We start from the raw sequence: 14,401 nt of genomic DNA, 5'->3' as shown, positions 1-14,401 counted from the left end.
TAATCGCAAAGTTTAGTGTTATTCATCAACATCAAATCATGCCATCCGAGTCACCCGGGCGTGAAAACCGTACTTTCCAACGTCAGCACACTACTGAAAACGCTTGAGCAAAGGGGTATTCAGGTATCCATGAGCAGAGGGATCCCTCCCCTACCCACTCTCTTTGCAAAACTTAAGCGATTCAATATGGTTACGAACATCAAACTTGTTCGAGGTATTTTCAAAAAGCCAATGTGTTCTTTTCGGCAGTGGGCAAAGCAGTGAACAACACTGGCAGTTTAACCAGCATGGTGTATAACAAGGACAAGGTAACCCTGTTACTGCACATGGAAGATGGGGAGGTAGCATTTGCTGCCAGCCCGTTTTTAAAGCAGATTTCCTCCATGTGTAATGGCAAAGGCTTACCGGAAAAGGCGAAAGTGGAAGCTTTTCTGAAGCTGGGCTGCCTGAAAGAGGGATGGCAGGGCATTGATGAGGCCGTTAAGGACAAGCCGCTCGACCAGGTACTGTTGACTCACATTTCCTCCATGTGTCACAGCAAAGGCTTACCGGAAAAGGCAACAGTGGAAACCTTCCTGACACTGGGCTGCCTGAAAAAGGGATGGCAGGGCAATGATAAGGCCGTTAAGGATCAGCCGCTCGACCTGGTACTGATCACCAACATTTCCTCCATGTGTAATAGCAAAGGCTTGCCGAAAAAGGCGAAAGTGGAAGCCTTCCTGAAGCTGGGCAGTCTGAAACAGGGATGGCAGGGCATTGATGAGGCCGTTAAGGACCAGCCGCTCGACCGGGCACTGGTTACTCACATTTCCTCCATGTGTCTGGCAAAGGCTTACCGGAAAAGGCGAAAGTGGAAGCTTTTCTGACGTGGGCTGCCTGAAAAAGGGATGGCAGGGCATTGATGAGGCTGTTAAGGACAAGCCCTCGACCGGGCACTGGTCACCAATATTTCCTCTATGTCTTCTGTAAAGGCTTACCGGAAAAGGCGAACGTAGAAGCCTTCCTGAAGCTGGGCTGCCTGAAAGAGGGATGGCAAGGCATTGATGAGGCCAGTAAGGACAAGCCGCTCAACCGGGCACTGATCACCAATATTTCCTCCATATTTTCTGGTAGAGGCATACCAGCAAAGGCAAAAGTAGAAGCCTTCCTGAAGCTAGGGTGTTTGAAGGAGGGATGGCAGGGCATTGATGAGGCCGTTAAGAGAAAGCCGCTCGACCGGGTACTGGTCACCAGTATTTCCTCCATGTGTCATGGCAAAGGCTTACCGGAGAAGGCAAAAGTAGAAGCTTTTCTGAAGCTGGGCTGCCTGAAAGAGGGATGGCGGGGCATTGATGAGGTTGTTAAGGACAAGCCGATTGACCGGATACTGGTCACCAGCATTTCCTCCATGTGTCATGGCAAAGGCTTACCGGAAAAGGCGAAAATTGAAGCCTTCCTGAAGTTGAGTTGCTTGAAAGAGGAATGGCAGGGCATTGATGGGGCCGTTAAGGACCAGCCGCTCGACCGGGCATTGGTCAGCCACATTTCCTCCATGTCTTCTGGTAAAGGCTTACCGGAAAAGGCAAAAGTGGAAGCTTTTCCTGAAGCTGGGCTGTCTGAAACAGGGATGGCAGGGCATTGATGAGGCCGTTAAGGACAAGCCGCTCAACCGGGCGCTGATCACCAATATTTCCTCCATGTCTTCTGGTAGAGGCATACCAGAAAAGGCAAAAGTAGAAGCCTTCCTGAAGCTGGGCTGCCTGAAAGAGGGATGGCAGGGCATTGATGAGGCCGTTAAAGACAAGCCGCTCGACCGGGTATTGGTCACCAGGATTTCCTCCATTTTACATGGCAAAGGCTTACCGGAAAAGGCGAAAATGGAAGCCTTCCTGACGCTGGGCTGCCTGAAAAAGGGATGGCAGGGCAATGATGAGGCCGTTAGGGATAAGCCGATCGATCGGGCTCTGGTTACCAATATTTTCTCTATGATGTCTGGCAAAGGCTTACCGGAAAAGGCAAAAGTGGAAGCTTTCCTGAACCTGGGCTGCTTGAGAGAGGGATGGCAGGGCATTGATGAGGACGTCAAGGGCAAGCTGCTTAACCGGACACTGATCACCAGCATTTCCTCCTTTTATAATGGTAAAGGTATACCGAAAAAAACGACAGTAGAAGCATTTCTGAAGCAGCGATCCGCAAACACTCAGGATGATGAGATAATTGTTATAAAAGAAGAGGCAACTGATGTAATCTCGTTACCTCATCGTATTAATGACCTGGCTCCATTATGGTTGGCAGAACCGTCCGTCAAAAGGGAAGTCGGTGACAGCAGGCAAAAAACAAGCAACCTTCTTCAGTCAGATCGACATACCAAATGATAGATCGATCAGAAAAAGCATTAATGAGTCCATAGCCAGGTATCAAGATCTGGATGACGAGCAAAGAGCGCAGTATTTACAAGAGCGAATGTCCGTTCAAAAACACGATGGATCGATCTTTAGTGAGTTAAAAGGCCAGGAAGAGGTCGTTGCCAGCAGGGATATTTCGCAATGGGAGCTGCTGGGTCATTATGCAGGTAAGCAATACCATGATAACACATACCAACAGGGAGCATGTGTTATGGGTGCTGCATTGGCCAATATTGACCGCTATAGCTTCGCTCCTGTTCATGGTGTTTTCATCTCAGGGTACAGACAGGGAAATATAACGTCGTTGATCAATGCTTTTAGTACTTACTCTGATAAGGAAAAAAATTCCCCGGAACAAAATGTTTCGTTCCTGAGGCACAGGAATAAGCAAGGTCAGTGGATGGTGTTTATTATCGCGATAAAACCCATACCCGCGAATGAAAGCCTGTGGATTGATTATGGGGAACAATACTGGCAGGCAGCGCGAGAGCCTATAGCAATCTCTGACGATAACTCTGAAGCTTTATAAGCAGTTGACCATTTGAAACTATATACACTGTCTGATCGACTTGATCTATAAATCCATATCGGCAGGGACTGTATTTTGTACTACTGTTTCCTTATATTTTCAGCTTGCTGAATGCCCGTGAAGTTCGTTGAACTATCTCGTGTTTATCTGGTCATTATCAACGTGCTATGAAGGCATAAACTGACCGATCAGATAAAAATAATTATACCTTCCTATGTCAACACCCGCATCAAACCACTCTCTTGCCTCCACTTCCACTGCTACCGTTGCTGCTACTGAACCATTGCCGGGCGGTAACAACAGAAAGCGCTATTTCTCGGGACATAGGGTTCAACCCGTTGGCAGGGAAAACAGGCGAACTCAAGAGGGATTCAGACCCCGGTTATGTGAAACGAAACAGCCTGCAAAAAAACGCAGGTGTCGGCAACGTGTGGATGCCGGAAAAAATGTCACATCAGCATCAACTGGGCGGGACGCAACGTTACCAATGATGGGACATGAAGTCAGTGCCTCGCGCCCTGCGGTTATTGTTCAACCACAGCCGATGGACATTCACCCAGATTACAGCGAAATCATCGCAAAGTTTAGTGTTATTCATCAACATCAAATCATGCCATACCGGAGTCACCCGGGCGTCAAAACCGTACTTTCCAACGTCAGCACACTACTGAAAACGCTTGAGCAAAGGGGTATTCAGCTATCCATGAGCAGAGGGATCCCTCCCCTACCCACTCTCTTTGCAAAACTTGAGCGATTCAATATGGTTATCGAACATCAAACTTGTTCGAGGTATTTTCAAAAAGCCAATGTGTTCTTTTCGGCAGTGGGCAAAGCAGTGAACAACACTGGCAGTTTAACCAGCATGGTGAATAACAAGGACAAGGTAACCCTGTTTACTGCCATGGAAGATGGGGAGGTAGCATTTATTGCTGCCAGCCCGTTTTTAAAGCAGATTTCCTCCATGTGTAATGGCAAAGGCTTACCGGAAAAGGCGAGAGTGGAAGCCTTCCTGACGCTGGGCTGCCTGAAAGCGGGATGGCAGGGTGTCGATGGGGCCGTTAAGGAGCAGCCACTCGACCGGTCACTGGTCGCTAACATTTCCTCTATGTGTCATGGCAAAGGCTTACCGGAAAAGGCAACAGTGGAAGCCTTCCTGACGCTGGGGTGCCTGAAAGAGGGATGGCATGGCAATGATGGGGCCGTTAAGGGCAAACCCCTTGACAGGGCCCTGCTCAACAACATTTCCTCCATGTATTCTTGCAAAGGCTTACCGGAAAAGGCAAAAATAGAAGCTTTCCTGACGCTGGGCTGCCTGAAAGAGGGATGGCAGGGCAATGATAAGGCTGTTAAGAACCAGCCGCTAGACCGGACTCTGGTCACCCACATTTCCTCCATGTCTTCTGGCAAAAGTTTTCCGGAAAAGGCAAAAGTGGAAGCCTTCCTCACGCTGGGCTGCCTGAAACAGGGATGGCAGGGGAGTGATGAGGCCGTTAAGAACCAGCCGCTCGACTGGGCTCTGATCACCAATATTTCCTCTATGTGTTCTGGTAAAGGCTTTCCGGAAAAGGCGAAAGTGGAAGCCTTCCTGAACCTGGGCTGCCTGAAACAGGGATGGCAGGGTATTGATGAGGCCGTTAAGGACCAGCCGCTCGACCGGGCACTGGTCACCCACATTTCCTCCATGTGTAATGGCAAAGGCTTACCCGAAAAGGCGAAAGTGGAAGCTTTCCTGAGGCTTGTCTGCCTGAAAGTGGGATGGCAGGGCATTGATGAGGTCGTTATGGACCAGCCGCTCGACCGGACACTGGTCACCAGCATTTCCTCCATGTGTCATGGCAAAGGCTTACCGAAAAAGGAGAAAATGGCAGCCTTCCTGAAGCTGGAGTGCCTGAAAAAGGGATGGCAGGGCATTGATGAGGCCGTCAGGGACCAGCCGCTCGACCGGGTACTGGTCACCCACATTTCCTCCATGTGTCATGGCAAAGGCTTACCGGAAAAGGCGAGAGTGGAAGCCTTTCTGACGCTGGGCTGCTTGAAACAGGAGTGGCAGGGCATTGATGAGGCGGTTAAGCACAAACCGCTCGACCGGGGCACTGGTCACTCACATTTCCTCCATGTGTAATGGCAAAGGCTTACCGGAAAAGGTGAAAGTGGAAGCTTTCCTGACGCTGGGCTGTCTGAAAAAAGGATGGCAGGGCATTGATGAAGCCGTTAGGGACAAGCCGATCGACCGGGCTCTGGTTACCAATATTTCCTCCATATTTTCTGGCAAAGGCATTCCGGAAAAGGCGAAAGTGGAAGCCTTCCTGAAGCTGGGCTGCCTGAAAGAGGGATGGCAGGGCATTGATGAGGCCGTTAAGGACCAGCCCCTCAACCAGGCACTGGTCACCCACATTTCCTCCATGTGTAATAGCAAAGGCTTACCGGAAGGGGCGAAAGTGACAGCCTTCCTGAAGCTGGTCTGCCTGAAAGAGGGATGGCAGGGCATCGATGAGGCTGTTAGGGACAGGCCGCTTGATCGGGCACTGGTTACCAATATTTCTTCCATATGTCATGGCAAAGGCTTACCGGAAAAGGCGAAAGTGGAAGCCTTTCTGAAGCTGGACTGCTTGAAAGAGGGATGGCAGGGCATTGATGAGGCTGTTAAGGACAGGCCGCTTGATCGGGCACTGGTTACCCACATTTCTTCCATGTGTCATGGCAAAGGCCTACCGGAAAAGGCAAAAGTTGAAGCCTTTCTAAAGCTGGACTGCTTGAAAGAGGGATGGCAGGGCATTGATGAGGCCGTCAAGGGCAAGCCACTTAACCGGGCGCTGATCACCAGCATATCCTCCATGTGTAATGGCAAAGGCTTTCCGGAAAAGGCGACAGTTAAGCCATCCTGAAGCAGCGATCCGAAAATACCCGGGACGATGAGATAATTTTTATTAAAGAAGAGACAACAGATTTAACGTCATTACCTCATCGTATCAACGACCAGGCGCCATTATGGATGGCAGAACCGTCCGTCAAAAGGGAAGTTGGTGACAGCAGGCAAAGACACACAACCTTCTTCAGTCAGATCGACATCCCAAACGATAGATCGATCAGAAAAAACATTAATGAGTCCATAGCAAAGTATCAAGCGCTGGATGACGAGCAAAGAGCGCAGTATTTTACAAGAGCGAATGTCCGTTCAAAAACACGATGGATCGATCTTTAGTGAGTTAAAAGGTCAGGAAGAGGTTGTCGCCAGGAGAGATATTTCGCAATGGGAGCTGCTGGGTCATTATGCAGGTAAGCAATACCATGACAACACATACCAACAGGGAGCACGTGTTTGAGTGCTGCATTGGCAAATATTGACCGCTATAGCTTCGCTCCTGTTCATGGTGTTTTCATCTCAGGGTACAGACAGGGAAATATAACGTCGTTGATCAATGCTTTTAGTACTTACTCTGATAAGGAAAAAAATTCCCCGGAACAAAATGTTTCGTTCCTGAGGCACAGGAATCAGCAAGGTCAGTGGATGGTGTTTATTATCGCGATAAAACCCATACCCGCTAATGAAAGCCTGTGGATTGATTATGGGGAACAATACTGGCAGGCAGCGCGAGAGCCCATAGCAATCTCTGACGATAACTCTGAAGCTTTATAAGTAGTTGACCATTTGAAACTATATACACTGTCTGATCGACTTGATCTATAAATCCATACCGGCAGGGACTGTATTTTGTACTACTGTTTCCTTATATTTTCAGCCTGCTGAATGCCCATGAAGTTCGTGGAACTATGTCGGGTTTATCTGGTCATTATCAACGTGCTATGAAGGCATAAACTGACCGATCAGATAAAAATAATTGTATCCCTTATGTCAACACCCGCATCAAACCACTCTGTTGTCACCACGTCGACTGTTACCGTTGCTGTTACTGAACCATTACCGGGCGGCAACAACAGAAAGCGCTATTTCTCGGGACATAGGATTCAACCCGTTGATAAAAACAGGCGAACTCAAGAGGTTTCAGACCCGGTTATGTGAAACGAAACAGCCTGCAAAAAAACGCAGGTGTCGGCAACGTGTGGATACCGGAAAAAATGGCACATCAGCATCAACTGGGCGGGACTCAACGTTACCAATGATGGGCCATGAAGTCAGTGCCTCGCGCCCTGCGGTTATTGTTCACCCACAGCCGATGGACATTGACCCGGATTACCGAGAAATCATCGCAAAGTTTAGCGTCACTCATCAACATCAAATCCTGCCTCCCTGAGTCACCCGGGCGTCAAAACCGTACTTTCCAACGTCAGCACACTGCTGAAAACGCTGGAGCAAAGGGGGATTCAGCTATCCATGAATAGAGGCAACCCTCCCCTACCGACCCTTTTTTCAAAACTTGAGCGATTCAATGTGGTTACCGAACATCAAACGTGTTCAGGGTATTTTCAAAAAGCCAACGTATTCTTTTCGGCAGTGGGCAAAACGGTGAACAACACTGGTAGTTTAACCAGCATGCTACATAGCAAGAAAGGTGTAACCCTGTTAACACACATGGACGATGGGGAGGTAGCAGCCATTGCTGCCAGCCCGTTTTTAAAGCAGATTTCCTCCATGTGCAATGGCAAAGGCTTACCGGAAAAGGCGAAAGTGGCAGCCTTCCTGAAGCTGGGTTGCCTGAAAGTGGGATGGCAGGGCATTGATGAGGCCGTTAAGGACCAGCCGCTCGACCGGGCGCTGGTTGCTCACATTTCCTCCATGTGTAATGGCAAAGGCTTACCGGAAAGGGCGAAAGTGGAAGCTTTTCTGAGGCTTGGCTGCCTGAAAGAGGGGTGGCAGGGCGTTGATGAGGCCGTTAAGGACAAGCCCCTCGACCGGGCGCTGGTCATCCACATTTCTTCCATGTGTAATGGCAAAGGCTTACCGGAAAAGGCGAACGTGGAAGCTTTTCTGAAACTGGGCTGTCTGAAAGAGGGATGGCAGGGCATTGATGAGGCCGTTAAGGACAAGCCGCTCAACCGGGCACTGGTCACCAATATTTCCTCTATGTCTTCTGGTAGAGGCTTACCAGAAAAGGCGAACGTGGAAGCCTTCCTGAAGCTTGGCTGCCTGAAAGAGGGATGGCAGGGTATTGATGAGGCCGTTAAGGACCAGCCGCTCGACCGGGCGCTGGTTGCTCACATTTCCTCCATGTGTAATGGCAAAGGCTTACCGGAAAGGGCGAAAGTGGAAGCTTTTCTGAGGCTTGGCTGCCTGAAAGAGGGGTGGCAGGGCGTTGATGAGGCCGTTAAGGACAAGCCCCTCGACCGGGCGCTGGTCATCCACATTTCTTCCATGTGTAATGGCAAAGGCTTACCGGAAAAGGCGAACGTGGAAGCTTTTCTGAAACTGGGCTGTCTGAAAGAGGGATGGCAGGGCATTGATGAGGCCGTTAAGGACAAGCCGCTCAACCGGGCACTGGTCACCAATATTTCCTCTATGTCTTCTGGTAGAGGCTTACCAGAAAAGGCGAAAGTGGAAGCCTTCCTGAAGCTTGGCTGCCTGAAAGAGGGATGGCAGGGTATTGATGAGGCCGTTAAGGACCAGCCGCTCGACCGGGCACTGGTCACCAACATTTCCTCCATGTGCCATGCCAAAGGCTTACCGGAAAAAGCGAAAGTGGAATCTTTCCTGAAGCTCAGCTGTCTGAAAGCTGGATGGCAGGGCGTTGATGAGGCCGTTAAGGACAAGCCCCTCGACCGGGTACTGGTCACCCACATTTCCTCCATGTGTACTGGCAGAGGCTTACCGGAAAAGGCGAACGTGGAAGCCTTCCTGAAGCAGGGCTGCCTGAAACGGGGATGGCAGGGCAGTGATGAGGCCGTTAAGGATCAGCCGCTTGACCGGACACTGGTCACCCACATTTCCTCCATGTGTAATGGCAAAGGCTTACCGGAAAAGGCGAAAGTGGCAGCCTTCCTGAAGCTGGGTTGCCTGAAAGTGGGATGGCTGGGCATTGATGAGGCCGTTAAGGACCAGCCGCTCGACCGGGTACTGATTACTCACATTTCCTCCATGTCTTCTGGTAAAGGCTTACCGGAAAAGGCAAAAGTGGAAGCGTTCCTGAAGCTGGGCTGCTTGAGAGAGGGATGGCCGGGCATTGATGAGGCCGTTAAGGACAAGCCGCTCGATCCGGCACTGGTCAGCAATATTTCCTCCATGTGTCATGGCAAAGGCTTACCGGAAAAGGTGAAAGTGGAAGCCTTCCTGAAGCTGGGCTGCCTGAAACAGGGATGGCAGGGCAGTGATGAGGCTGTTAAGGGCAAGCCGCTCCATCGGGCACTGGTCACCAGCATTTCCTCTATGTGTTCTGGCAAAGGTTTACCGGAAAAGGCGATAATAGAAGCCTTCCTGAAGCTGGGCTGCCTGAAAAAGGGATGGAAGGGCAATGATGAGGCCGTTAAGGATAAGCCGATCGATCGGGCTCTGGTCACCAATATTTCCTCTATGACGTCTGGCAAAGGCTTACCGGAAAAGGCGAAAGTGGAAGCCTTCATGAAGTTAGGCTGCCTGAAAGAGGGATGGCAGGGCGACTACGAGGCCGTTAAGGACAAGCCGATCGACCGGGCACTGGTTACCCACATTTCCTCCATGTGTCATGGCAAAGGCTTTCCGGAAAAGGCAAAAGTGGAAGCCTTCCTGAAGCTGGGCTGCCTGAAAGAGGGATGGCAGGGCGATGACGAGGCCGTTCAGGACCAGCCGCTTAACTGGGCACTGATCACTAGCATTTCCTCCTTTTATAATGGTAAAGGTATACCGGAAAATACGACAGTAGAAGTATTTCTGAACCAGCGATCCGCAAACACTCGTGACGATGAGATAATTGTTATAAAAGAAGAGGCAACTGATTTAATCTCATTACCTCATCGTATTAATGACCAGGCGCCATTATGGGTGGCAGAACCGTCCGTCAAAAGGGAAGTCGGTGAAAGCAGGCAAAGACAAACAACCTTCTTTAGTCAGATCGACATACCAAATGACAGATCGATCAGAAAAAGCATTAATGAGTCCATAGCAAAGTATCAAGCTCTGGATGACGAGCAAAGAGAGCAGTATTTACAAGAGCGAATGTCCGTTCAAAAACATGATGGATCGATCTTTAGTGAGTTAAAAGGTCAGGATGAGGTCGTCGCCAACAGGGATATTTCACAATGGGAGCTGCTGGGTCATTACGCAGGTAAGCAATACCATGACAACACATACCAACAGGGAGCACGTGTCATGGGTGCTGCATTGGCCAATATTGACAGCTATAGCTTCGCTCCTGCTCATGGTGTTTTCCTCTCAGGGTACCGACAGGGAAATATAACGTCGTTGATCAATGCTTTTAGTACTTACTCTGATAAGGAAAAAAATTCCCCGGAACAAAATGTTTCGTTCCTGAGGCACAGGAATCAGCAAGGTCAGTGGATGGTGTTTATTATCGCGATAAAACCCATACCCGCTAATGAAATTCTTTGGATTGATTATGGAGAACAATACTGGCAGGCGGCACGAACGCCTATAGCAATCTCTGACGATAACTCTGAAGCTTTATAAGTAGTTGACCATGCCCATGAAGTTCGTTGAACTATCTCGGGTTTATCCGGTCATTATCAACGTGCTATGAAGGCATAAACCGACCGATCAGATAAAAATAATTGTATCCCCTATGTCAACACCCGCATCAAACCACTCTGTTGTCACAACGTCCACTGCTACCGTTGCTGCTACTGAACCATTACCGGGCGGCAACAACAGAAAGCGCTATTTTTCGGGACATAGGATTCAACCCGTTGATAAAAACAGGCGAACTCAAGAGGTTTTCAGACCCCGGTTATGTGAAACGAAACAGCCTGCAAAAAAACGCAGGTGTCGGCAACGTGTGGATACCGGACAGAATGGTACATCAGCATCAACAGGGCGGGACTCAACGTTACCAATGATGGAACATAAAGTCAGTGCCTCGCGCCCTGTGGTTATTGTTCATCCACAGCCGATGGACATTGAACCGGATTACCTCGAAATCATCGCAAAGTTTAGCGTCACTCATCAACATCAAATCATGCCGTACCGGAGTCACCCGGGCGTCAAAACCGTACTTTTCAACGTCAGTACACTGCTGAAAACGCTTGAGCAAAGGGGTATTCAGCTATCCATGAGCAGAGGGATCCCTCCCCTACCCACTCTCTTTGCAAAACTTGAGCGATTCAATATGGTTATCGAGCATCAGGTTTGTTCAGGGTATTTTCAAAAAGCCAATGTGTTTTTTTCGGCGGTGGGCAAAACAGTGAACAACACTGGTAGTTTAACCAGCATGCTACATAGCAAGAAAAGTTTCACCCTGTTAACGCACATGGACGATGGGGATGTAGCAGCCATTGCTGCCAGCCCGTTTTTAAAGCAGATTTCCTCCATGTGTAATGGCAAAGGCTTACCGGAAAAGGCGAAAGTGGAAGCATTTCTGAAGCTGGGCTGCCTGAAAGAGGGATGGCAGGGCATTGATGAGGCCGTTAAGGACCAGCCGCTCAACCGGGCACTGGTCATCAATATTTCTTCTATGTCTTCTGGTAGAGGCTTACCAGAAAAGGCGAACGTGGAAGCCTTCCTGAAGCTGGGGTGCCTGAAAGAGGGATGGCAGGGTATGGATGAGGCTGTTAAGGACCAGCCGCTCGACCGGGCACTGGTTACTCACATTTCCTCCATGTGTCATGGCAAAGGCTTACCGGAAAATGCGAAAGTGGAGGCTTTCCTGAAACTGGGCTGCCTGAAAGAGGGATGGCAGGGCACTGATGAGGACATTAAGGACAAGCCGCTCAATCGGGCGCTGATCGCTAATATTTCCTCTATGTCTGCTGGTAGAGGCTTACCAGAAAAGGCGAAAGTGGAAGCCTTCCTGAAGCTGGGCTGCCTGAAAGAGGGATGGCAGGGCATTGATGAGGCCGTTAAGGAAAAGCCGCTCGACCGGGTACTGGTCACCAGGATTTCCTCCATGTTTCATGGCAAAGGCTTACCGGAGAAGGCAAAAGTAGAGGCCTTTCTGAAGCTGGGCTGCCTGAAAGAGGGATGGCGGGGCGTTGATGAGGTTGTTAAGGACAAGCCGATTGACCGGATACTGGTCACCAGCATTTCCTCTATGTGCCATGGCAAAGGCTTACCGGAAAAGGCGAAAATTGAAGCCTTCCTGAAGTTGAGTTGCTTGAAAGAGGGATGGCACGGCATTGATGGGGCCGTTAAGGACCAGCCTCTCGACCGGGCATTGGTCAGCCACATTTCCTCCATGTCTTCTGGTAAAGGCTTACCGGAGAAGGCAAAAGTGGAAACTTTCCTGAAGCTGTGCTGCTTGAGAGAGGGGTGGCCGGGCATTGATGAGGCCATTAGGGACAAGCCGCTCGATCCGGCACTGGTCAGCAATATTTCCTCCATGTGTCATAGCAAAGGCTTACCGGAAAAGGCCAAAGTGACAGCCTTCCTGAAGCTGGGTTGCCTGAAAGTGGGATGGCAGGGCATTGATGAGGCCGTTAAGGACCAGCCGCTCGACCGGGCACTGGTTACTCACATTTCCTCCATGTCTTCTGGTAAAGGCTTACCGGAAAAGGCAAAAGTGGAAGCTTTCCTGAAGCTGTGCTGCTTGAGAGAGGGATGGCAGGGCATTGATGAGGCCGTTAAGGACATGCCGCTCGATCCGGCACTGGTCAGCAATATTTCTTCCATGTGTCATGGCAAAGGCTTACCGGAAAAGGCGAAAGTAGTAGCCTTTCTGAAGTTAGGCTGCCTGAAAGTGGGATGGCAAGGCATTGATGAGGCCGTTAAGGACCAGCCGCTCGACCGGACACTGGTCACCAAGGTTTCCTCCATGTGTCATGGCAAAGGCTTACCGGAGAAGGCAAAAGTAGAAGCCTTTGTGAAGCTGGGCTGCTTGAAAGAGGGATGGCAGGGCATTGATGAGGCCGTTAAGGACCAGCCACTCGACCGGGCATTGGTTAGCCACATTTCCTCCATGTTTTCTGGTAAAGGCTTTCCGGAAAAGGCGAAAATGGAAGCCTTCCTGAAGCTGGGCTGCCTGAAAGAGGGATGGCAGGGCATTGATGAGGCCGTTAAGGACCAGCCGCTCGACCGGACACTGGTCGCCCACATTTCCTCCATGTGTCATGGCAAAGGCTTACCGGAAAAGGCAAAAATGGAAGCCTTCCTGAAACTGGGCTGCCTGAAAAAGGGATGGCAGGGCAATGATGAGACCGTTAAGGATAAGCCGATTGATCGGGCTCTGGTCACCAATATTTCCTCTATGAGGTCTGGCAAAGGCTTACCGGAAAAGGCGAAAGTGGAAAACTTCCTGAAGCTGGGTGCCTGAAAGAGGGATGGCAGGGCGACTACGAGGTCGTTAAGGACCAGCCGCTCGACGGGCACTAGTCACCCACATTTCCTCCATGTGTCATGGTAAAGGTTTACCGGAAAAGGCAAAGTGGAAGCTTTCCTGAGCCTGGGTTGCTTGAGAGATGGATGGCAGGGCATTGATGAGGCAGTCAAGGGCAAGCCGCTTAACCGGGCACTGATCACCAGCATTTCCTCCTTTTATAATGGTAAGGGTATACCGGAAAAAAACGACAGTAGAAGCCTTTCTGAAGCAGCGATCCGCAAACACTCGTGACGATGAGATAATTGTTATAAAAGAAGAGGCAACTGATTTAATCTCGTTACCTCATCGTATTAATGACCTGGCGCCATTATGGACGGCAGAACCGTCTGTCAAAAGGGAAGTTGGTGACAGCAGGCAAAGACAAACAACCTTCTTCAGTCAGATCGACATCCCAAACGATAGATCGATCAGAAAAAGTATTCATGAGTCTATAGCCAAGTATCAAGATCTGGATAACGAGCAAAGACAGCAGTATTTACAGAGCGAATGTCCGTTCAAAAACACGATGGATCGATCTTCAGTGAGTTAAAAGGTCAGGAAGAAGTTGTCGCCAGCAGGGATATTTGCAATGGGAGCTGCTGGGTCATTATGCAGGTAAGCAATACCATGACAACACATACCAACAGGGAGCACGTGTCATGGGTGCTGCATTGGCCAATATTGACAGCTATAGCTTCGCTCCTGCCCATGGTGTTTTCATCTCAGGGTACAGACAGGGAAATATAACGTCGTTGATCAATGCTTTTAGTACTTACTCTGATAAGGAAAAAAATTCCCCGGAACAAAATGTTCGTTCCTGAGGCACAGGAATCAGCAAGGTCAGTGGATGGTGTTTATTATCGCGATAAAACCCATACCCGCGAATGAAAGCCTGTGGATTGATTATGGGGAACAATACTGGCAGGCAGCACGAGCGCCTATAGCAATCTCTGACGATAACTCTGAAGCTTTATAAGTAGTTGACCATTTGAAACTATATACACTGTCTGATCGACTTGATCTATAAATCCATACCGGCAGGGACTGTATTTTGTACTACAGTTTCCTTATATTTTCAGCCTGCTGAATGCCCA

At 49.6% G+C, this 14,401-nt stretch carries 12 protein-coding genes; all 12 read left to right on the top strand.

All coding sequences use genetic code 11. The features are described from left to right. The first annotated feature begins 260 nt into the window (after nt 1-260). On the top strand, nt 261-866 hold the full coding sequence (locus tag MJO57_RS22400) for a hypothetical protein (RefSeq protein WP_252018873.1): 606 nt from the start codon (nt 261-263) through the stop codon (nt 864-866). Nucleotides 867-1,475: 609 nt separating this feature from the next. Further along, nucleotides 1,476-2,354, top strand: coding sequence for a hypothetical protein (locus MJO57_RS22395; RefSeq protein WP_252018871.1), 879 nt, complete (start codon nt 1,476-1,478; stop codon nt 2,352-2,354). Further along, a complete protein-coding gene (locus MJO57_RS22390; RefSeq protein ID WP_252018869.1) occupies nt 2,299-2,913 on the top strand; it encodes an SET domain-containing protein-lysine N-methyltransferase in 615 nt (204 codons plus the stop codon). The genes MJO57_RS22395 and MJO57_RS22390 overlap by 56 nt, the downstream gene beginning before the upstream one ends. A gap of 214 nt (nt 2,914-3,127) precedes the next feature. Beyond that, nucleotides 3,128-5,035 (top strand): hypothetical protein, encoded by a 1,908-nt coding sequence (locus tag MJO57_RS22385; protein ID WP_252018867.1) that lies wholly within the window; start codon nt 3,128-3,130, stop codon nt 5,033-5,035. Further along, nucleotides 4,971-5,798, top strand: a complete 828-nt coding sequence (locus MJO57_RS22380; protein WP_252018866.1) for a hypothetical protein — start codon at nt 4,971-4,973, stop codon at nt 5,796-5,798. The genes MJO57_RS22385 and MJO57_RS22380 overlap by 65 nt, the downstream gene beginning before the upstream one ends. A gap of 246 nt (nt 5,799-6,044) precedes the next feature. Continuing rightward, complete coding sequence (locus tag MJO57_RS22375; protein ID WP_252018864.1) at nt 6,045-6,236, top strand: hypothetical protein; 192 nt, start codon at nt 6,045-6,047, stop codon at nt 6,234-6,236. Then, the gene (locus tag MJO57_RS22370; RefSeq protein WP_252018862.1) at nt 6,233-6,550 is read left to right on the top strand and encodes a hypothetical protein; all 318 of its coding nucleotides are present in this window, start codon (nt 6,233-6,235) and stop codon (nt 6,548-6,550) included. The genes MJO57_RS22375 and MJO57_RS22370 overlap by 4 nt, the downstream gene beginning before the upstream one ends. Nucleotides 6,551-6,791: 241 nt before the next feature. Continuing rightward, nucleotides 6,792-7,166, top strand: coding sequence for a hypothetical protein (locus tag MJO57_RS22365; RefSeq protein WP_252018860.1), 375 nt, complete (start codon nt 6,792-6,794; stop codon nt 7,164-7,166). Nucleotides 7,167-7,246: 80 nt separating this feature from the next. Beyond that, nucleotides 7,247-10,468, top strand: coding sequence for a hypothetical protein (locus tag MJO57_RS22360; RefSeq protein WP_252018858.1), 3,222 nt, complete (start codon nt 7,247-7,249; stop codon nt 10,466-10,468). Nucleotides 10,469-10,580: 112 nt separating this feature from the next. After that, entirely contained in the window at nt 10,581-13,262 is a 2,682-nt protein-coding gene (locus MJO57_RS22355; RefSeq protein ID WP_252018856.1) for a hypothetical protein, read from the top strand. Nucleotides 13,263-13,373: 111 nt separating this feature from the next. Further along, complete coding sequence (locus tag MJO57_RS22350; protein WP_252018854.1) at nt 13,374-13,559, top strand: hypothetical protein; 186 nt, start codon at nt 13,374-13,376, stop codon at nt 13,557-13,559. A 332-nt stretch (nt 13,560-13,891) separates the two neighbouring features. Then, the gene (locus MJO57_RS22345) at nt 13,892-14,128 is read left to right on the top strand and encodes a hypothetical protein (RefSeq protein ID WP_252018852.1); all 237 of its coding nucleotides are present in this window, start codon (nt 13,892-13,894) and stop codon (nt 14,126-14,128) included. The last annotated feature ends 273 nt before the right edge of the window (nt 14,129-14,401 follow it).

It is taken from the genome of Endozoicomonas sp. SCSIO W0465 (assembly GCF_023716865.1).
GTDB lineage: Bacteria > Pseudomonadota > Gammaproteobacteria > Pseudomonadales > Endozoicomonadaceae > Endozoicomonas.
This window is presented reverse-complemented; position numbering and strand designations above follow the sequence as displayed.

What these genes read in the sequence shown, in the direction of transcription:
- MJO57_RS22395 (WP_252018871.1), top strand. Translation starts at nt 1,476, where the DNA reads ATGGGGCCGTTAAGGACCAGCCGCTCGACCGGGCATTGGTCAGCCACA.
- MJO57_RS22385 (WP_252018867.1), top strand. Translation starts at nt 3,128, where the DNA reads ATGTCAACACCCGCATCAAACCACTCTCTTGCCTCCACTTCCACTGCT.
- MJO57_RS22380 (WP_252018866.1), top strand. Translation starts at nt 4,971, where the DNA reads ATGAGGCGGTTAAGCACAAACCGCTCGACCGGGGCACTGGTCACTCAC.
- MJO57_RS22375 (WP_252018864.1), top strand. Translation starts at nt 6,045, where the DNA reads ATGACGAGCAAAGAGCGCAGTATTTTACAAGAGCGAATGTCCGTTCAA.
- MJO57_RS22360 (WP_252018858.1), top strand. Translation starts at nt 7,247, where the DNA reads ATGAATAGAGGCAACCCTCCCCTACCGACCCTTTTTTCAAAACTTGAG.
- MJO57_RS22355 (WP_252018856.1), top strand. Translation starts at nt 10,581, where the DNA reads ATGTCAACACCCGCATCAAACCACTCTGTTGTCACAACGTCCACTGCT.